General features: G+C 65.6%; 16 protein-coding genes and 1 pseudogene. 12 read left to right on the top strand and 5 right to left on the bottom strand.

What is annotated here, in order from left to right:
- Nucleotides 1–47 precede the first annotated feature (47 nt).
- Nucleotides 48–1,577, bottom strand: coding sequence for a histidine ammonia-lyase (gene hutH, locus LDJ84_RS27670; protein WP_065086476.1), 1,530 nt, complete (start codon nucleotides 1,575–1,577; stop codon nucleotides 48–50).
- A 232-nt stretch (nucleotides 1,578–1,809) separates the two neighbouring features.
- Here hutH (LDJ84_RS27670) and LDJ84_RS27665 point away from each other — a divergent pair, with 232 nt between their 5' ends.
- From LDJ84_RS27665 to hutG, 9 genes are all read left to right on the top strand, one after another.
- Nucleotides 1,810–2,826 carry an ABC transporter substrate-binding protein gene (locus LDJ84_RS27665; protein WP_089285856.1) on the top strand — a complete coding sequence of 339 codons (1,017 nt, stop codon included), beginning with the start codon at nucleotides 1,810–1,812 and terminating at the stop codon, nucleotides 2,824–2,826.
- 435 nt (nucleotides 2,827–3,261) lie between these two features.
- A complete protein-coding gene (gene hutU / locus LDJ84_RS27660; RefSeq protein ID WP_169891286.1) occupies nucleotides 3,262–4,929 on the top strand; it encodes a urocanate hydratase in 1,668 nt (555 codons plus the stop codon).
- A 118-nt stretch (nucleotides 4,930–5,047) separates the two neighbouring features.
- Nucleotides 5,048–6,460 (top strand): purine-cytosine permease family protein, encoded by a 1,413-nt coding sequence (locus LDJ84_RS27655; RefSeq protein ID WP_065327954.1) that lies wholly within the window; start codon nucleotides 5,048–5,050, stop codon nucleotides 6,458–6,460.
- Nucleotides 6,461–6,602: 142 nt separating this feature from the next.
- On the top strand, nucleotides 6,603–7,511 hold the full coding sequence (locus LDJ84_RS27650) for an ABC transporter substrate-binding protein (protein WP_413247473.1): 909 nt from the start codon (nucleotides 6,603–6,605) through the stop codon (nucleotides 7,509–7,511).
- A 62-nt stretch (nucleotides 7,512–7,573) separates the two neighbouring features.
- Nucleotides 7,574–8,428, top strand: a complete 855-nt coding sequence (locus LDJ84_RS27645) for an ABC transporter permease (protein WP_038803328.1) — start codon at nucleotides 7,574–7,576, stop codon at nucleotides 8,426–8,428.
- Entirely contained in the window at nucleotides 8,425–9,240 is an 816-nt protein-coding gene (locus tag LDJ84_RS27640) for a quaternary amine ABC transporter ATP-binding protein (protein WP_024764190.1), read from the top strand. Before LDJ84_RS27645 ends, LDJ84_RS27640 begins: the two co-directional genes overlap by 4 nt.
- A 49-nt stretch (nucleotides 9,241–9,289) precedes the next feature.
- Nucleotides 9,290–10,822, top strand: a complete 1,533-nt coding sequence (hutH, locus tag LDJ84_RS27635) for a histidine ammonia-lyase (RefSeq protein WP_065327953.1) — start codon at nucleotides 9,290–9,292, stop codon at nucleotides 10,820–10,822.
- Entirely contained in the window at nucleotides 10,819–12,015 is a 1,197-nt protein-coding gene (gene hutI / locus LDJ84_RS27630) for an imidazolonepropionase (protein WP_065327952.1), read from the top strand. The genes hutH (LDJ84_RS27635) and hutI overlap by 4 nt, the downstream gene beginning before the upstream one ends.
- Before the next feature lie 216 nt (nucleotides 12,016–12,231).
- Complete coding sequence (gene hutG, locus LDJ84_RS27625; RefSeq protein WP_065327951.1) at nucleotides 12,232–13,035, top strand: N-formylglutamate deformylase; 804 nt, start codon at nucleotides 12,232–12,234, stop codon at nucleotides 13,033–13,035.
- Between the two features lie 116 nt (nucleotides 13,036–13,151).
- On the opposite strand, the gene LDJ84_RS27620 is transcribed toward hutG, so the two are convergent.
- Nucleotides 13,152–14,549 carry a hypothetical protein gene (locus tag LDJ84_RS27620; RefSeq protein ID WP_065327950.1) on the bottom strand — a complete coding sequence of 466 codons (1,398 nt, stop codon included), beginning with the start codon at nucleotides 14,547–14,549 and terminating at the stop codon, nucleotides 13,152–13,154.
- Between the two features lie 115 nt (nucleotides 14,550–14,664).
- Nucleotides 14,665–15,646: pseudogene (locus tag LDJ84_RS27615) on the bottom strand (LysR family transcriptional regulator).
- A 63-nt stretch (nucleotides 15,647–15,709) separates the two neighbouring features.
- On the opposite strand from LDJ84_RS27615, the gene LDJ84_RS27610 reads away from it, so the two are divergent.
- The 3 genes from LDJ84_RS27610 to LDJ84_RS27600 are packed head-to-tail and all read left to right on the top strand — an operon-like array spanning nucleotide 15,710 to nucleotide 18,268.
- Complete coding sequence (locus LDJ84_RS27610) at nucleotides 15,710–16,954, top strand: D-amino acid dehydrogenase (protein ID WP_065327948.1); 1,245 nt, start codon at nucleotides 15,710–15,712, stop codon at nucleotides 16,952–16,954.
- A 24-nt stretch (nucleotides 16,955–16,978) separates the two neighbouring features.
- Nucleotides 16,979–17,329, top strand: coding sequence for a RidA family protein (locus tag LDJ84_RS27605; RefSeq protein WP_024764186.1), 351 nt, complete (start codon nucleotides 16,979–16,981; stop codon nucleotides 17,327–17,329).
- 39 nt (nucleotides 17,330–17,368) lie between these two features.
- Nucleotides 17,369–18,268: a transporter substrate-binding domain-containing protein gene (locus LDJ84_RS27600; protein WP_065327947.1), complete on the top strand. Its 900-nt coding sequence runs from the start codon at nucleotides 17,369–17,371 to the stop codon at nucleotides 18,266–18,268.
- A 2-nt stretch (nucleotides 18,269–18,270) separates the two neighbouring features.
- Here LDJ84_RS27600 and LDJ84_RS27595 read toward each other — a convergent pair whose 3' ends face one another.
- Together LDJ84_RS27595 and LDJ84_RS27590 are read right to left on the bottom strand one after the other, a co-directional pair.
- A complete protein-coding gene (locus LDJ84_RS27595; protein WP_065327946.1) occupies nucleotides 18,271–18,747 on the bottom strand; it encodes an NUDIX domain-containing protein in 477 nt (158 codons plus the stop codon).
- Nucleotides 18,744–19,172 carry a hypothetical protein gene (locus tag LDJ84_RS27590; RefSeq protein WP_065327945.1) on the bottom strand — a complete coding sequence of 143 codons (429 nt, stop codon included), beginning with the start codon at nucleotides 19,170–19,172 and terminating at the stop codon, nucleotides 18,744–18,746. Before LDJ84_RS27590 ends, LDJ84_RS27595 begins: the two co-directional genes overlap by 4 nt.
- Nucleotides 19,173–19,199: the final 27 nt, after the last annotated feature.

Genomic DNA, 19,199 nt, shown 5'->3' with positions numbered 1-19,199 from the left:
CGCCTCGGCGCCCTTGTTGTTGGCGGGATGTTGATCCGTAGGGCGGGTTACGAATACAACCGCTCGTAGCCAATCCAGCGGCTCATCACCCCATCCTCGACCCACGCCCGCGCGGCGGCGATGTCCGGAGCGAAGTAGCGGTCCTGCTCATAGTGCGGCACCTGGCTGCGGATCAGCGTGCGGACTTCCTGCAACTGCGGCGAACTTTGCAGCGGCGCGTGGAAGTCCACGCCCTGCGCGGCGGCGAGCAGTTCGATGGCGACCACACCGGCGCTGTTGGCGGCCATGTCCTGCAGGCGGCGGGCGGCGAAGGTGGCCATGGAGACGTGGTCTTCCTGGTTGGCCGAGGTCGGCAGGCTGTCCACCGAGGCCGGGTGCGCCCAGGTCTTGTTCTCCGAGGCCAGCGCCGCCGAGGTGACCTGGGCGATCATGAAGCCGGAGTTGAGCCCGCCTTCCTTGACCAGGAACGCCGGCAGGCCGGACATGGCCGGGTCCACCAGTTGGGCGATGCGCCGCTCGGACAGCGCGCCGATCTCGGAGATTGCCAGCGCCAGCACGTCGGAGGCCATGGCCACCGGCTCGGCGTGGAAGTTACCGCCTGACAGAACGTCGCCGTCAGCGCTGAACACCAGCGGGTTGTCGGAAACCGCATTGGCCTCGCGCAGGAAAACTCCAGCAGCGAAGCGCAGATGGTCCAGGCATGCGCCCATCACCTGTGGCTGGCAGCGCAGCGAGTACGGGTCCTGCACACGCTTGCAGTCGATGTGCGACTGGTTGATCGGGCTGTCGTGCAGCAGTTCCCGGTACAACGCGGCGACCGTGATCTGTCCCGGTTGGCCACGCACGGCCTGGATGCGCGCATCGAAGGGCACGAACGAGCCCTTCAGCGCTTCCACGCTTAAGCTGCCGGCCACCACCGCGGAGATGAACAGCTTCTCCGCCGCAAACAGCCCGCGCAGGGCCAGAGCCGTGGAAACCTGGGTGCCGTTGATCAGCGCCAGGCCCTCCTTCGGGCCCAGCACCAGCGGCTCGGCGCCGGCGATGGCGAGGCCTTCGCTGGCTTCGAGGATGCGCCCTTCATGGCGCACCTGGCCGACGCCCAGCAGGATCGCGGACATGTGCGCCAGCGGCGCGAGGTCGCCGGAGGCGCCCACCGAACCCTGGGATGGAATACACGGGTAGACACGTGCGCGGTAGAGCTTGAGCAGCGTCTCGATCACCGCCGGGCTGACGCCGGAAAAGCCGCGCGCCAGCGAGCCGATCTTCAGCGCCATGATCAGCGCCACGCTGGCGTCGTCCAGCAGCGCTCCGGTGCCGGTGCAATGGGAAAGGATCAGGTTGCGCTGCAGGGTGGCGAGTTGCTCCTCGGGAATCGAGGTGCGCGCCAGCAGGCCGAAACCGGTATTGATGCCGTACACGGTGCGCTGGTCGGCGATGATCTGGCTGACCGTCTGCGCGCTGTGCAGGATGGCTTCGCGGCATTCGTCGGCAAGCTGCAGGTCGGGCTGGTGCTGGTAGATGGCGCGCAGTTGGTCGAGGTCGAACTGGCCGGGCGTCAGGATCAGGGTTGCGGGCATGTCGGCATCCTGGATTCGGTGAAGTGTTACCGTGGATAGTTCCTGTATATACAGGTATAGCAATCTCTGTGCCATGGTGCGCCAGGGCCCATGCCTTCGTCGCCGGTCGCGCTGAGAGGCCGCTCGGGAGAAAGTGAATGTCACCCCCGGTGGCATTTCCAGTCCGATGGTTGTGGGCAAACCGCGCCGCGGCGGCTAAACCCTAAGGACACCAACGCGTCCGGAGTCGCCCATGTCCGCCCCCCGTTGCCTGTTCGCGCTGCTACTGGCCTTCGGCCTGTGCGCCCAGACCCTTGCTGCCGGCTGTCCCTATCCGAAACCCGTGGTATTCGCCGGGCTGAACTGGGAGAGCGGGATGTTCACCACCGAGGTCCTGCGCTTCATCCTGGAGAAGGGCTACGGCTGTCAGACCGACGCCGTGCCGGGTAACACGGTGACCATGGAGAACGCGCTGAAGCAGAACGACATCCAGGTCACCGGCGAGCAGTGGGCCGGGCGCAGTACCGTGTGGCAGCAGGCCGAACAGGCCGGCCAGGTGTTCTCCGTGGGCGAGACAGTGAAGGGCGCCAGCGAAGGCTGGTGGGTGCCGGATTATGTAGTGCACGGCGATGCCAAGCGCGGCATCAAGGCTTCCGCGCCGGGCCTGAAGTCCGTCAGCGACCTGCCCCGTTACAAGGCGTTGTTCAAGGATGACGAGGAGCCGGACAAGGGCCGCTTCTACAACTGCCCCACCGGCTGGACCTGCGAGATCGTCAACACACAGAAGCTCAAGGCCTACGGGCTGACTGACAGCTACGTGAACTTCCGTACCGGCGCCGGCCCGGCGCTGGATGCGGCGATCAGCTCGGCCATCGCACAGGGCCGGCCAGTGCTCTTCTATTACTGGGCGCCGACGCCGCTGCTGGGGCGCTTCAAGTTGGTGCAGCTGGAGGAGCCACCGTTCAGTGAGGAGGCCTGGAAGACCTTGACCGACCCGAACAACCCCAATCCCGAGGGCTCTCGCTCGCTACCGGCGAAGATCAGCATTGGCGTGTCGCGCGACTTCCACGACAAGGCGCCGGAACTGGTGCAGGTGTTCGAGCAGGTCGAGCTGCCGCTGCCGATATTCAACGCGCTGCTCGCAGACATGGCGCAGCATCATCGGAACGTGGCGGACGTGCGGGCAAAGTTCTTCCGCGAGCACCGGGCGTTGTGGTCGAAATGGGTGACGCCCCAGGCGGTGGGGAGGATCGATGCAGCGTTGAAGTGAGCGAGTGCCTGAAGAGTGGTCATTGTGCTGGACGCTTTTCTTCCCCTTGTCCTGTCAGTGCTCGTGGTCTGACGCTGGCGTACTTTCCTTCGTCCTCATGCTTGTCTATACAACCTGTGTCTCTTCGTAGCGAGCGGTGTTACCGAAGGCTACGAAACGGTGCACGGAAGCCTTCTTCCGGTGCGGCTGTCTGTCAGACGGCGCTTTCTGTCAGCTCCTGCTCGTTTCATGTTTTCCTATTTTTATTTTTATTAATCAATAGCTTAATTGATTGTTCTGGTGGGCGATCAGCACCGCCAAACAAGGTTGGCCCTTGCTTTGCTTATACTTGTACATACAAGCATAGACATGATGGTTTCGAGACTTTCGGAACTGTCCAACGAACCGCCAAAGCCCTCACCGGCTGAACGATCCGAGCAAGCGAAGGAGCCTTCCGTGACCAAATTCCGCGACGTCGAAATCCGTGCCCCGCGCGGCACCCAACTGAACGCCAAAAGCTGGCTGACCGAAGCGCCGCTGCGCATGCTGATGAACAACCTCGACCCGGAAGTCGCCGAGAACCCCAAGGAGCTGGTGGTGTACGGCGGCATCGGTCGCGCCGCGCGCAACTGGGAGTGCTACGACAAGATCGTCGCCACCCTGAAAGAGCTGAATGAAGACGAGACCCTGCTGGTTCAGTCCGGCAAGCCGGTCGGCGTCTTCAAGACCCACGCCAATGCCCCGCGCGTGCTGATCGCCAACTCCAACCTGGTGCCGCACTGGGCCAACTGGGAGCACTTCAACGAGCTCGATGCCAAGGGCCTGGCCATGTACGGCCAGATGACCGCCGGCTCGTGGATCTATATCGGCAGCCAGGGCATCGTCCAGGGCACCTACGAAACCTTCGTCGAAGCCGGCCGCCAGCATTACGACGGCAACCTGAAAGGCAAGTGGGTGCTCACCGCCGGTCTCGGCGGCATGGGCGGCGCCCAGCCGCTGGCCGCGACCCTGGCCGGCGCCTGCTCGCTGAACATCGAATGCCAGCAGAGCCGCATCGACTTCCGCCTCGCCAGCCGCTACGTCGACGAGCAGGCCAAGGACCTCGACGACGCCCTGGCGCGCATCGCCCAGTACACCGCCGAAGGCAAGGCCATCTCCATCGCCCTGCTGGGCAACGCCGCGGAAATCCTCCCGGAGCTGATCCAGCGCGGCGTGCGCCCGGACATGGTGACCGACCAGACCTCCGCCCACGACCCGCTCAACGGCTACCTGCCGGCCGGCTGGACCTGGGAGCAGTACCGCGACCGCGCGCAGACCGACCCGGCCGCCGTGGTCAAGGCCGCCAAGCAATCCATGGCCGTGCACGTCAAAGCCATGCTGGCGTTCCAGCAGCAGGGCGTGCCGACCTTCGACTACGGCAACAACATCCGCCAGATGGCCAAGGAAGAGGGCGTCGCCAACGCCTTCGACTTCCCCGGCTTCGTCCCGGCCTACATCCGCCCGCTGTTCTGCCGTGGCGTCGGTCCGTTCCGCTGGGCCGCGCTGTCCGGCGACGCCGAGGACATCTACAAGACCGATGCCAAGGTCAAGGAACTGATCGCCGACGACGCCCACCTGCACAACTGGCTGGACATGGCCAAGCAGCGCATCAGCTTCCAGGGCCTGCCGGCGCGCATCTGCTGGGTCGGCCTGGGCCAGCGCGCCAAGCTCGGCCTGGCGTTCAACGAAATGGTCCGCCGCGGCGAGCTGAAGGCACCGATCGTGATCGGCCGCGACCACCTCGACTCCGGTTCGGTGGCAAGCCCCAACCGCGAGACCGAAGCCATGCGCGACGGCTCCGACGCCGTGTCCGACTGGCCGCTGCTCAACGCCCTGCTGAACACCGCCAGCGGCGCCACCTGGGTCTCGTTGCACCATGGCGGCGGGGTGGGCATGGGCTTCTCCCAGCACTCGGGGATGGTGATCGTCTGCGACGGCACCGACGAAGCTGCCGAGCGCATCGCCCGGGTGCTGACCAACGACCCAGGCACCGGCGTGATGCGCCATGCCGACGCGGGTTATCAGATCGCGATCGATTGCGCCAAGGAACAGGGCCTGAACCTGCCGATGATCACCGGCAAGTAATTCGGCGATAGCAAGCCAGGACCAGGGAGAGGGCCGCCGCACGGCGTGGTGCGGCGGCCAGGTCCGTAAAGCAGCAGTACATCGACAGACAAGAATTCCCTTCGGGAGAACAATAACGATGTCCCAGGCCAGTGATAGCTCCAAACCCCTGATCGAGGTGCGCTCGATCGACTACATCCCCGAGGCCGAGCGCCACGGCAAGCTCTACAGCCAGTTCACCCTATGGCTGGGCGCCAACCTGCAGATCACCGCCATCGTCACCGGCGCCCTGGCCGTGGTGCTGGGCGGCGACGTGTTCTGGTCGCTGATCGGCCTGCTCATCGGCCAACTGCTGGGCGGCGGCGTGATGGCGCTGCACGCCGCCCAAGGGCCCAAGCTCGGCCTGCCGCAGATGATCTCCAGCCGCGTGCAGTTCGGCGTCTACGGCGCGGCCATCCCGATCGTGCTGGTGTGCCTGATGTACCTGGGCTTCACCGCCACCGGCACGGTGCTTTCCGGCCAGGCGCTGGGCCAGCTGTTCGGCGTCAGCGACAGCGCCGGCATCCTGATGTTCGCCAGCGTCATCGTGCTGGTGACCGTGCTCGGCTACCGCGTCATCCACGTCATCGGTCGCATCGCCAGCGTCATCGGGGTGATCGCCTTCGTCTACCTGTTCAGCCGCCTGATGAGCCAGACCGACGTCAGCGCGTTGCTGCAGATCCGCCACTTCAGCTGGAGCAGCTTCCTGCTCGCGGTGTCCCTGGCCGCCTCCTGGCAGATTGCGTTCGGGCCGTATGTCGCGGACTACTCGCGCTACCTGCCGAGCAAGACGTCCTCGGTGAAAACCTTCCTCGCCGTGGGCGCGGGCTCGGTGATCGGTGCCCAGGTGGCGATGATCTTCGGCGTGTTCGCCGCGGCCGGGGCCAACGGGCAGTTCGCCGGCCATGAGGTGGCCTATATCGTCGGCCTGAGCGGCAGTGGCGCCGTTGCTGCGCTGCTGTACTTCAGCATCGCCTTCGGCAAGATCACCATCTCGACGCTGAACTCCTACGGCAGCTTCATGTGCATCGCCACCGTGATCAGCGGCTTCCGTGGCCACCTGGAAGTGAGCCGTGTGCAGCGCCTGGTGTTCGTCCTGCTGATCGTCGGCGCCGCGACCCTGATCGCGTTGCTCGGCCAGCATTCGTTCCTTGGCGCGTTCAAGTCCTTCATCCTCTTCCTGCTGGCCTTCTTCACCCCGTGGAGCGCGGTCAACCTGGTGGACTACTACTGCATCACCCGCGAGCACTACGACGTGCCGGCGCTGGCCGACCCCGATGGCCGCTACGGCCGCTGGAACATCCCCGGCATCAGCGTCTATGTGATCGGCGTGCTGGTGCAGTTGCCGTTCATTTCCACCAAGTTCTACACCGGCCCGATGGTGGACGCCCTGGGTGGCGTGGATATCTCCTGGATCATCGGCCTCGTGGTTCCGGCCGTTCTCTATTACCTGGTCGCCCGCCGCGTCACGCGGGCAGTACCGGACCGGCTGATCCTGCCGGCCCGCACCTGAACAGACCGGCCCGGCCGCGCGGCCACAAGCCTGCGCGGCCCTTGCACTGCCCAACCTCATTCACGTTTAGGAGCATCAGATGAACAACACCAAGAAGACGCTGCTGGGCCTGTTCCTGTCCGCCGGTCTGCTGGGCGGCACCATGACTTCGGCCCAGGCCGCCGGCTGGTGCGAGAGTGGCAAGCCGGTGAAATTCGCAGGGCTGAACTGGGAGAGCGGCATGCTGCTCACCGACCTCATGCAGATCATCCTGAAAAACGGCTACGGCTGCGAAACCGACAGCCTGCCGGGCAACTCCATCACCATGGAGCAGGCGCTGGCGAACAACGACATCCAGATTTTCAGCGAGGAATGGATTGGCCGCAGCGACGCCTGGAACAAGGCCGCCGCCGCGAACAAGGTGGTCGGCGTGGGCGCGCCCATCGTCGGCGCCACCGAGGGCTGGTACGTACCGCGCTTCGTGATCGAGGGCGACAAGGCGCGCAACATCGAAGCCAAGGCGCCGAATCTCAAGGCCGTCACTGACCTGGCGCAGTACGCCGAGGTCTTCCGCGACCCGGAAGAGCCGGGCAAGGGCCGCTTCTACAACTGCCCGGCCGGCTGGACCTGCGAGCTGGAAAACTCCGAGATGCTGAAAAAGTACGGCCTCGAGGACAAGTTCACCAACTTCCGCCCCGGCACCGGCCCGGCCCTGGATGCCGCCGTATTGTCGAGCTACAAGCGCAAGGAGCCTATTCTCTTCTACTACTGGTCGCCGACGCCGCTGATGGGCCAGGCCGACCTGGTGAAGCTGGATGAGCCGGGCGTAAACAAGGACGTGAAGATCCAGGTCGGCCTGTCCAGGGCCTTCCACGACCAGGCCCCGGAACTGGTCGCCGTGCTGGAAAAGGTCAACCTGCCCATCGACCTGCTGAACCAGAACCTGGCGAAGATGGCCAAGGAGAAACTCACCTCCGAGCAACTGGCCAAGGCCTTCCTCAAGGAACACCCGGAAGTGTGGACCACCTGGGTCAGCGAGGACGCTGCGAAGAAGGTCCAGGCCGCGCTCTGACGCCGCCGAATCCGGGGAGGCGCTGCTTCCCCGGTGATGCCCACTCCTGACGAGTACGTGCCATGTTTCCCGAACGCTTCACCTTCTCCATCGCCGACTGGGTCAACGGTTGGGTCGATGCCCTGGTTACCAATTACGGCGACGTGTTCCGCCACATCTCCGACACCCTGCTGTGGGCCATCGTCAACCTGGAGAGCGTGCTGCGCGCGACGCCCTGGTGGCTGATGCTGGCCATCGTCGCCGGCATCGCCTGGCACGCCACCCGGCGCATCCTGCCGACCGTGGTGATCGTCGGGCTGCTGTTCCTGGTGGGCGCCGTGGGCCTGTGGGACAAGCTGATGCAGACCCTGGCGCTGATGATGGTTGCGACGATCATCTCGGTGCTGATCGGCATCCCGCTGGGTATCCTTGCCGCACGCAGCGACCGCTTCCGGGCGATCCTGCTGCCGCTGCTGGACATCATGCAGACCATGCCCAGCTTCGTGTACCTGATCCCGGTGCTGATGCTGTTCGGCCTGGGCAAGGTGCCGGCGATCTTCGCCACGGTGATCTACGCCGCGCCGCCGCTGATCCGCCTCACCGACCTGGGCATCCGCCAGGTCGACCGCGAAGTGATGGAGGCCATCACCGCCTTCGGCGCCAACCGCCGCCAGCAACTGTTCGGCGTGCAGCTGCCGCTGGCGCTGCCGAGCATCATGGCCGGCATCAACCAGACCACCATGATGGCCCTGTCGATGGTGGTCATCGCCTCGATGATCGGCGCCCGTGGTCTGGGCGAGGACGTGCTGGTGGGCATCCAGACCCTCAACGTCGGCAAGGGCCTGGAGGCGGGTCTCGCCATCGTCATCCTTGCCGTGGTCATCGACCGCATCACCCAGGCTTACGGCCGCTCGCGCCACCATGAGGCCAGCAAATGAGCAAGATCCAGGTCAAGAACGTCTACAAGATCTTCGGCGCCAAGGCCGATGCGGCCCTGGCGATGATCCGCCAGGGCAAGAGCAAGGCCGAAGTCCTCGCCGCCACCGACTGCGTGGTCGGGGTGAACGACCTGTCGCTGTCCATCGAGGCCGGGGAAATCTTCGTCATCATGGGCCTCTCCGGTTCCGGCAAGTCGACCCTGGTGCGCCACTTCAACCGTCTGATCGACCCCACCAGCGGGCAGATCCTGGTCGACGGTGAGGACGTGCTCGGCTACGACGCTGCCGCGCTGGAAAACTTCCGCCGGCGCAAGATCAGCATGGTGTTCCAGAGCTTCGGTCTGCTGCCGCACAAGAGCGTGCTCGACAACGTCGCCTACGGCCTGAAGATCCGTGGCGAGAGCAAGGCATTGTGCCAGGAACGCGCGCTGCACTGGATCAACACCGTGGGCCTGAAGGGCTATGAAAAGTCCTACCCGCACCAGCTCTCCGGCGGCATGCGCCAGCGCGTCGGCCTGGCCCGCGCCCTGGCGGCGGACACCGACATCATCCTCATGGACGAAGCCTTCAGCGCCCTCGACCCGCTGATCCGCGCGGACATGCAGGACCAGTTGCTGGAGCTGCAGAAAACCCTGCACAAGACCATCGTCTTCATCACCCACGACCTCGACGAAGCGGTGCGCATCGGCAACCGCATCGCCATCCTCAAGGACGGCCAGCTGATCCAGGTCGGTGCGCCCAGCGACATCCTGCACAAGCCTGCCGACGAATACGTCGACCGCTTCGTCCAGCGCCGTGTCGCTGCTATCTAACGTCATTCACCGGCGGGGAAGGGGGCTTCCCCGCCTACAGGAGTTCCGCATGTCGTCCGCTTCCCCCATTACCATCGGCAACGGCCCAGTGCGCTGGCAGGATCTGGTCGCGGTGGCGCGCCACGGCGCGCGGCTGCAACTGTCGGCGGCCGCCTGGGCGCGCATCGACAACGCCCACGGTATCGTCGAGCGCATCGTCAGCCGGGGGGAACGGGCCTATGGCATCAGTACCGGGCTGGGCGCGCTGTGCAACGTGGTGCTGCAGGGCGAGCAACTGGCGCAGCTGTCGCGCAACACATTGCTCAGCCATGCCTGCGGTGTCGGCGAACCGCTGAAGGATGAGCAGACCCGCGCGATTATTTGCGCGGCCATCACCAACTACAGCCACGGCAAATCCGGCCTGCACCGCCGCGTGGTGGAAGCGCTGGTCGCGCTGCTCAACCATGGCATCACCCCGCGCGTGCCGTCGCAGGGTTCGGTCGGTTACCTGACCCACATGGCCCACGTCGGCGTGGCGCTGCTGGGCATTGGTGACGTGAGCTATCGCGGTGAAGTCGTCCCGGCCTTCCAGGCCCTGGCCGCCGAAGGTCTGGAGCCGGTGCAGCTGGGCGCCAAGGACGGGCTCTGTCTGGTCAATGGCACGCCCTGCATGACCGGCCTGAGCTGCCTCGCCCTCGACGACGCGACGCGCCTGACGCAATGGGCCGACGTGATCGGCGCCATGAGCTTCGAAGCCCTGCGCGGGCAGATCGACGCCTTCGACGCCGAGATCATCGCGCTCAAGCCGCACCCGGGCATGCAGAAGGTCGGTGCCAACCTGCGCGCGCTGCTCGAAGGCAGCGAAGTGATCGCCAGCAGCAAGGGTGTCCGCACCCAGGACGCGCTGAGCATCCGTTCCATGCCGCAGATCCACGGCGCCTGCCGCGATCAGCTGGAACACGCGGCGAAGCAGATCGAGACCGAACTCAACTCCGCCACCGACAACCCGCTGGTGCTGGGTACGCCGGACGATTACCGCGTGGTGTCCCAGGCCAACCCCCACGGCGAATCCGTGGCCATGGCCGCCGACCTGCTGGCGATTGCCGTGGCTGAATTGGGTGGGGTATCCGAACGCCGCCTGGACCGTCTGATCAACCCGCTGGTCAGCGGCCTGCCGGCTTTCCTGGTCAGCCAGCCGGGCGTCAACTCGGGGATGATGATCGTGCAATACGTCGCCGCCTCCCTGGCCGGCGAGAACCGCCAGCTGGCGCAGCCGGCGGTGGTGGACAACTTCGTCACCTCCGGCCTGCAGGAAGACCACCTGAGCCTGGGCACCAGCGCCGCGCTCAAGCTCGGCCGCGCCATCGACAATACCCGGCGCATCTTCGCCATCGAATACCTGCTGGCTGCCCAGGCCTTTGAATTCCTCAAGCCGCAGCGTTTCGGCGCCGGCACCGACTGTGCCTGGAGCCTGCTGCGCGAGCAGGTACCGGCCTATGACAGCGACCGCTGGCTGGCGCCGGACATCGACCGTGCCACCGCACTGCTGGCCGACCCGGCAGCACTGGAAAGCGTCGGCGCGAGCATCGGGAGACTGCAATGAAACACCTCTGGCACCACTGCCACGCGGCAACCATGAAAGATGGCCGCTACGCCATCATCGAAGACGCCGCGATCATCACCGAGGGTGAACGCATCAGCTGGATCGGTCCGCGTGCCGAGCTGCCCGAGCGCCCGGTACAGAGCACCGACCTGGGCGGCGCCTGGGTCACGCCCGGCTTCATCGACTGCCACACCCACCTGGTGTTCGGCGGCGATCGCAGCGGCGAGTTCGAGCAGCGCCTGAACGGCGTCAGCTACGCGGACATCGCGGCGGCCGGCGGCGGCATCGCCAGCACCGTGCGCGCCACCCGCGAGGCCAGCGAGGAGGAACTGCTGGCCAGCGCCATCAAGCGTGCCCGCCCACTGTTGGCCGACGGCGTGACCGTGCTGGAAGTGAAGTCCGGCTACGGCCTGGATCTGGACAGCGAACGGCGCATGCTGCGCGTGGCCCGCCGTCTGGAGCAGGAGTTGCCAGTGACGGTGCGTACCACCTGTCTGTCCGCCCACGCCCTGCCGCCGGAGTATGCCGGGCGCGCCGACGAGTACATCGAGCAGGTCTGCACCCGCATCCTCCCGGCGCTGGCCGAAGAGGGGCTGGTGGACGCGGTGGATGCCTTCTGTGAGCACCTAGCATTCTCTCCGGCGCAAGTCGAACGGGTGTTCCAGGCCGCCCGGCGCCTGGGCCTGCCGGTCAAACTGCACGCCGAGCAATTGTCCTCGCTGCATGGTTCCAGTCTTGCGGCGCGTTACGGCGCGCTATCCGCCGACCACCTGGAATTCATGGACGAGAGCGACGCCATGGCCATGGCCGAAGCGGGCACCGTTGCCGTGCTGCTGCCGGGCGCCTTCTTCGTCCTGCGCGAAACCCAGCTGCCGCCGATGGACGCCCTGCGCAAGCACGGCGTGAACATCGCCATCGCCAGCGACCTCAACCCCGGCACCTCGCCAGCGCTGTCGCTGCGCCTGATGCTGAATATGGCCTGCACCGCTTTCCGCCTGACCCCGGAGGAAGCGCTGGCCGGTGTCACCCTCAACGCCGCGCGGGCGCTGGGCATGGCCGACAGCCACGGCAGCCTGGAAGCGGGCAAGGTCGCCGATTTCATCGCCTGGGACATCCAGCGCCCCGCCGAACTGGCCTACTGGCTCGGTGGCGACCTGCCCAAGCGCATCATTCGTCACGGCGAAGAGTTGTGAAACCGCAAGTTCAAAAGCCCCTCACCCTAACCCTGGCTGCGCGCCCCGCTCCTCAAGCGGGAGAGGGGACTGTTCGGTGCAGGATGACGCTTTGCTGTAGGCCGGTACGGACGGCCCGCTCTCCCCCTGGGAGAGGGCTGGGGTGAGGGGGAAGCATTGGCACAGACTTTCAGCACGAAAATGAACTCATCTCGCTGGGTGTGGAGATAACTACCCATGAATAACGTTCTCGAATTCAAACGCGGCCGCGTGCCACTGCTCATCAGCATGCCGCACCCCGGCCTGCGCCTGACCCCGGCCGTGGAAGCCGGTCTGGTCGACGAGGCCCGTGAGCTGGCCGACACCGACTGGCACATCCCGCAGCTTTATGCCTTCGCCGAAGAACTGGGTGCCAGCACCCTGGCCGCCGGCTACTCGCGCTATGTCATCGACCTCAATCGCCCGGCCGACGACAAGCCGCTGTACAGCACGGCCACCACCGGCCTCTACCCGGACACCCTGTTCGACGGCCGCCCGCTGTTCAAGGAAGGGCAGGCGCCTTCCGCGGAAGAGCGTGCGCGTTACCTCAAGGAAGTCTGGACGCCGTATCACCAGACCCTGGCCGGCGAACTCGCACGGCTGAAGGCAGAATTCGGCTACGCGCTGCTGTGGGATGCCCACTCGATCGCCTCGGTCATCCCGCACCTGTTCGACGGCAAGTTGCCGGACTTCAACATCGGCACCAACAGCGGCGCCAGCTGCGACGCGCAACTGGCCGAGCGACTGGTGGCGGTGTGCGCCGACGCGCCGGCCTATCGCCACATCCTCAACGGCCGCTTCAAGGGCGGCCACATCACCCGCCACTACGGCCAGCCGCAGGACAACGTGCATGCGGTGCAGCTGGAACTCGCGCAGTGCAACTACATGGATGAGCACGCACCCTTCGGCTACCGCGAAGACCTCGCCGCACCGACCGCCCAGGTACTCCGGCGCATGCTGGAAACCTTCATCGCCTGGGGCCGCGAGCACTACGGCCGGTAAGTTTTTACACAGCCTCCTGCCGCGCCGGGGCTTGTCGGCGCGGCGCCGCTGGACCACGCATCCCGGCGGCGCTTCCCCGGTGTGACAGGGGGCTGTCTTTTCTTCCCGAAACTGCTTCAGCGAAAGCGAACGATGCGCGAATCGGAGTAATAGAATTCATTTCGGCTATCGCCCTGGCGGAATACCAGGCCGTAGTCTTCCAGGAAGTATCGGGTATCGATGCGCTTGTATTTGTCGTCGACTACCGAGCAATGAATCTCTTTGGCGCTGCCGGATAGTTGGGGATTCAGCTCGGCTGCGGACAACTCGCGGATCACCTCGCAGCGCGTTTCCTGGGTGTCTCGGGTCTGGCCGATGATGCTGAAGTTCTCTTTTCGAGTGAGCCGGTAGCTGAGCTTTTCACCCACAGGCATCTGTTTCCAGTTGCCTTCCAATTCCAGCTTTTCTACCTCACAGGTGCCCTGCGCCTTGCTGTAGTGGGTCACGCTGCTGAGCTCCAGCATGCCCATGAAACTGGTGTCCTGCGAGACGTAGCCCGTGCCCTGCCGCTTGATGTGCAGCAGGCCGGGAGTATCGCCCGGCTGGAACCAGAACTCCTCAATCAATGGCTTGGTTTCTCCCTTGAAGGTCGAGGTGCCTTCGGTGCGTAGGTAGGACAGAGATTTTCGAGGCGCATCGAAGCCCAGGGAGGTCACGTAGCGAGCGACTCCGGCATCCAGCGCAGGTTGGTTTTCCAGATCAGGGGCGGGCTTGTCGCGATTCTCCGCCCGCGCCAGCGCGGACAGTTGTTCGTGCGGCTTGCAGGCAGCTTGCAGGATGGCGAGGTAGTCGGCTGAGGCGGAGCTGAAGGTGCGCGCGCTGGGGGAGGCCTCGATGCGGCCATCCGTGACTCGCTGGCGCGGATCCAGGTCGTAGCCAGTCAGCCAGGTGTAAGTGTTACGGCCGCAATTGACTTGCAGTTGCTCGACCTTGCTGCCGTAAGGCGCTTGGTAGGGCGCATCGTAGGCCAGCGACGGGTAGTCGAATGCAGCCCAGAGCTTCAGGCTCCCGTCGGGCTGTGGTTCCAGGCTGGCGATGTCCAGCAGGACATGTCCGTCGTTGCCGCTTTCGAAGTTCGCCAGTTTGCGCCAGTCCGGGTTCTGAGCGCAGGCCTGAACCACCTGCGGCAAGCTACGCAGTGTTCTGGCGGTGTCACTCGTCAGCGGGATGGGTTCGCGATATTGCGACTGGCCCACAGCGTACATGCGACCGGGAGTGTCGACATATAACCAGTTGGCGCTCTCAGCCGAGCAACTTACCTGAAGCTGCAGCAGGCCGCGTGGAAGGCGCAGGGCGAGGGCGGCTTCGTTGCCGGCGCGCAGGACGCTGTTTTCCACAACGTTGCCGGCGCTGGCGGTATTGGTCACCAGCTTGTCGAGGGCTTGCGTGGGATTCTTTCCGGTGGCGGTTTGCGTGGCGCAGGCGCCAAGCGAGAGCAGAAACGGAGCAAGGAGAAGTGGGCGAAGCAATGTCATGACGAGTCCTTTCAGATCAAAACCAATCCCTTCGGGGCGCGGAAGATTCGGGTATTTCCCCTCGTTTGACAATGACGCGTAGCAATCAGGCGCAGCAGACTTCGCGGACCTTGCTTCAATCCTCGGTCTGGAGATCGGCCAACTGCATCTCGGCATGTCGCACCAGCATCTCCAGCAGCAGGGCCTGGGTGTGCGGCGGGGTCTCGTCGGCTCGGGTCAGGGCGTAGAGCGTGACCTTCACCGGAGGTGACAGCGGGCGCAGTGCGGTGAGTCTTTCGTCCGCGCCCAGTGCCGTGAAGGGGTCGACCAGCGCCAATCCTGTTCCTGCCTCCACCAGCGTGCGCGCCAGTGCATAGGTCTGTACTGAAATGCGCACGCGCGGCGGTGGTTCGACGTTCGCCAGGTAGCTTTCCAGCCGCGCCGACAGCGGGTCGGAGGTGGACAGCCCGATCATCGGCTCGCCGGCCAGTTCGTCCAGCGTCAGCGCCTTGCCCAAACGGTCTTCCGGCCAGTGCGCGCGTGGTGCCAGGGCTACCAGCGGGCCGCTGGCGATGACCTGCGAGCGCAGGCCGGGGTGGTCGGTCTGCTGCAGGGTGAGGGCGAGGTCGAGCTCGCGCATCAGCAGGTTCTGGATCAGTTCGCGGGAATGCTGGGTGGCCAGTTCGCAACTGCTTTGCGGGTAGCGGTCGGTCCATTCGCGGATCACCGGCGGCAGCAGCGACAGCGCCAGGGCCGGCGTGGCGCCCACGCGCAGGCGGTTCTCCGGCTGGCCGCGCAGGCTCTGCGCCAGGCGGCGCACGCCCTGCAGGCTTTCCGTGACCTTGGCGACTTCGCGCTCCAGCTCCAGCGCCTCGGGGGTCGCCTGCAGTTTGCCGCGCACGCGCAGGAATAGCGGGAAGCCCAACTGCTGCTCGGCGTGCTGCAGCACCTTGGTCACTGCCGGCTGGGAGACGTGCAGCAATTGCGCGGCGCCGCTGACCGAGCCGGTTTCGCGGATGGCCTGGAACACTTCGATATGGCGCAGGCGCATGGCTTGCCTCCGTCAGCGGATTCGCCAAGGTATAACCCTGGTTTATGGGTTGCCCATGTTTATTCATTGTTCGCCGCCTGTCATCCGGTCCTAAGGTCGGAGCCTGGAATGGATGGACAGTGAGACGGCAATGGCACAGCGGATTTGCATCATCGGCGCGGGCGTGGTCGGGCTGGCTACGGCGCAGGCGCTGGTCCAGGAGAGCTTCGACGTCACTGTGCTGGAAGCACGGGATGCGGGCGGGCTGGAAACCAGTTTCGCCAACGGCGGCCAGCTGTCCTACCGCTACGTGGCGCCCCTGGCCGATGCCGGCGTACCGCAGCAGGCACTGGGCTGGCTGCTGCGCGGCGACTCGCCGCTGCGCCTGCGCCCGCGTCTGGATCCGGCGCAGTGGCGCTGGCTGATGGAATTCACGGCGGCCTGTCGGCGCTCGGTGAACCAGGCCAATGCGAAACATTTACTGCGCCTCGCGCTGTTCAGCCAGAGCACGCTGGCGCAGTGGCGGGAGGATGGGCTGGACGGCTTCGACTGGCGGCGCAACGGCAAGCTGGTGGCCTTCCGCGATGAAGGCAGCTTCCGCAGTGCGCGGCAGACCCTATCCGATCCTTCAGCGCAATTCGTGCTCTCGGCGCAGCAGTGCCGCGGGCTGGACCCGGCGCTGGCGAGTGCGCCCTTCGTCGGTGGCATCCATACGCCGGACGAGGAGGTCGCCGATTGCTTCCTGTTCTGCCAGCGGCTCGCCGAGCGACTTCAGGCATCGGGACGTTGCCGGCTGGTGTATGCCCGCCCGGCTTCCCGGCTGATGATTCGCAATGGCGTCGTGATCGGTGTGGAGGCGGGCGGCGAGACCTTCGAGGCCGATCACGTGGTCCTCGCCGCCGGCTACCGCAGCGCGGCGCTGCTGCCGGGTAGACCGCGCCTGCCGCTCTATCCGCTGAAGGGCTACAGCCTGACCGCGCCAATCCGCGCCGAGGACCACGCGCTGGAGGTGAGCCTCACCGACTACGACCGCAAGGTGGTCTATGCACGCCTCGGCGAACGTCTGCGCATCGCTGCCATGGTCGATATCGTCGGCTTCGACCCGCGCCTGGAACCCAGGCGACTGGCGCTGATCCGGCAGCAGGCGGCGGATACGCTGCCGGACGCCTGTGACTACAGCGCCGCCATCGAATGGGCCGGCATGCGTCCGGCCACGCCCACCGGCGTGCCGCTGGTGGGGGCCTGCGGGCCGCGTGGCCTCTGGCTGAATCTCGGCCACGGCGCGCTGGGCTTCACCCTCGCCTGTGGCAGTGCGCAACTGATCGCCGCACAGATCGCCGGGCGTCACCCGGATATCGACACGACCGGCCTGACGCCCGCGCGGCTGGCCGGCTGATTTCTTCGAATGGGGAGACACACCATGCAACTCACACGCATCGCCACCAACGATCGCCTTTCCGGCGCTATGGTCTTCGGCTCGCTGGTGTTCCTGTCCGGGCAGGTACCTGGGCAGGCCACCGACATCCAGGGCCAGACCCGCGAAGTGCTGGCGAAGATCGACGCGCTGCTGGCCGAAGCCGGCACCGGGAAGGCGGACATCCTCAGCGCGACCATCTACCTCAAGGACATCGCCGCCGATTTCGAGGCCATGAACGGCATCTGGTCCGGCTGGCTGCCGGAAGGCTGCGCACCGACCCGCACCACGGTGCAGGCGCTGCTGGCGCGGCCGCAGGTGCTGGTGGAAATCACCGTGATTGCCGCGCGGCCCTGACCCCTAACCCGACTCACAACAACAAGAAGGATCGCACCCATGAAACGACTTGCACTGGGAATGCTGGCGGCGTCCAGCCTGGTCTGCGCGCTGGCGCAGGCCAACGAGGCACTGGACGGCACGCTGAAGAAAGTCGCCGAGCGCGGCACGATAACCCTGGGTTATCGCGACGCCTCGGTACCGTTCTCCTACCTGGGCGATAACAGCGGGCAGCCCATGGGTTACTCGGTGGACCTGGCCGGCAAGGTGGTCGAGCGCATCCGGCAGAAGCTCGGCAAGCCCGATCTCAAGGTGAAGTACAACCTGGTGACCTCGCAGACGCGCATTCCGCTGGTGCAGAACGGCACGGTGGACCTGGAGTGCGGTTCCACCGGTGTCACCGCCGAGCGCATGAAGCAGGTCGCCTTCTCCTACGGCTTCATCTATGTGAAAGGCCAGTTGCTGACCGCCAAGGACAGCGGCATCCAGGGCTTCGCCGACCTCAAGGGCAAGAACGTGGTGACCACCGCCGGCACCACCAACGAGCGCTACCTGAAGGCCTATAACGCCGAGCACAAGCTGGGCATGAACGTGGTCAGCGCCAAGGACCACGGCGAAGCCTTCCTCATGCTGCAGTCGGGTCGCGCGGTGGCCTTCTACATGGATGATGCGCTGCTCTACGGCGAGAAGGCCAAGGCCCGCGACCCGCACCAGTGGGTGGTGGTGGGCGAGCCGCAATCGCGAGAAATCTACGCCTGCATGGTGCGCCGCGACGATCCGCAGTTCCTCGCCCTGGTCAACCAGACGCTGGCCGAGCTGTATTCCTCCGGCGAGATCAAGGGCATCTACCAGCGCTGGTTCGAGCAGCCGATCCCGCCGAAGAACCTCAACCTGGAATTCCCCATGACCGCCGAGCTGCAGGCGATCATTGCCAAGCCCACCAGCGAACCGGTGCAGTAATCCTAGCGCTGCAGGCCGAGGTGGCGGATCAGCGGTTGCGCCTCGGCCAGGCGCTCCCAGACATCGTCGAGCAATTCGGCGGGGTAGTAGGAGGGCAGGCGCGGCAGCTCGCGGCGCGGCACCCAGGCGACTTCGCGGATATCGAACTCGTCGCCACCCAGGCCGCGCAGGTTGTCCAGGTTGACCCGGCCGTCCCAGGCATCCACGCGGTAGAACAGCTCCATGTGGAAGCGCCCGGCCAGCGGCTCGGCGAACTCGCGCACGTAGACCAGCGGGCCGACCTCCACCGCCAGCCCGGTTTCCTCCCGGCACTCGCGGCGCACGGTGTCGCGGGTGCACTCGTCCTTGTCCGACTCGAAGCCACCGCCCGGTGGAATCCAGTATTCGTCGCCGGCGACTGCATGACGCACCAGCAGGATTTCGTCGTTGCTGACCAGCAGCCCGGCGGCGCGAATGCGGTGTTGCAAGGGGGAAGTCATTGCCAGTCGAGCCTCGCCAGTTTCCATTCCGATCCTTCGCGCCACCACTCCAGCCTGACCGAGTAATGCCCGGCGCTATCAGGGAGGAGGTTCTCGGCGCCGGTGAGGGCGACCTGCGCGTCGGTATGGCCGCGGTTGGCGTAGGTCGGGTCGATCCTGCTCTCGCTGCTGAGCAGGATCACCTTGACCTGCTGGTGCCGCAGGAACATCAGCGTCATGGTGCGCCTGGCCCAGTCGCGATCGAACTCGCCATTGGCGCGGAAGTCGCCAGCCAGCTGATCGATCACGGCCCCGCTATTCTTGGCTTCGAGGTTGTCCTGCAACTGCTTCACGGCGGCGTCCAGCTGTGCGCGCGGGTCGTCGCGATCACAGCCGGCCAAGGCGAGCATCAGCAGGAAAAGAGAAAGAAACAACTTCCGTGGCATGGCTCACTAACTCCCTTATGGGTTTTT

This window comes from Pseudomonas sp. HS-18, from assembly GCF_020401845.1.
Taxonomy (GTDB): domain Bacteria; phylum Pseudomonadota; class Gammaproteobacteria; order Pseudomonadales; family Pseudomonadaceae; genus Pseudomonas; species Pseudomonas nitroreducens.
Note: the sequence above shows the minus strand (reverse complement) of the source record. Positions and strands in the feature narration are given on the sequence as shown.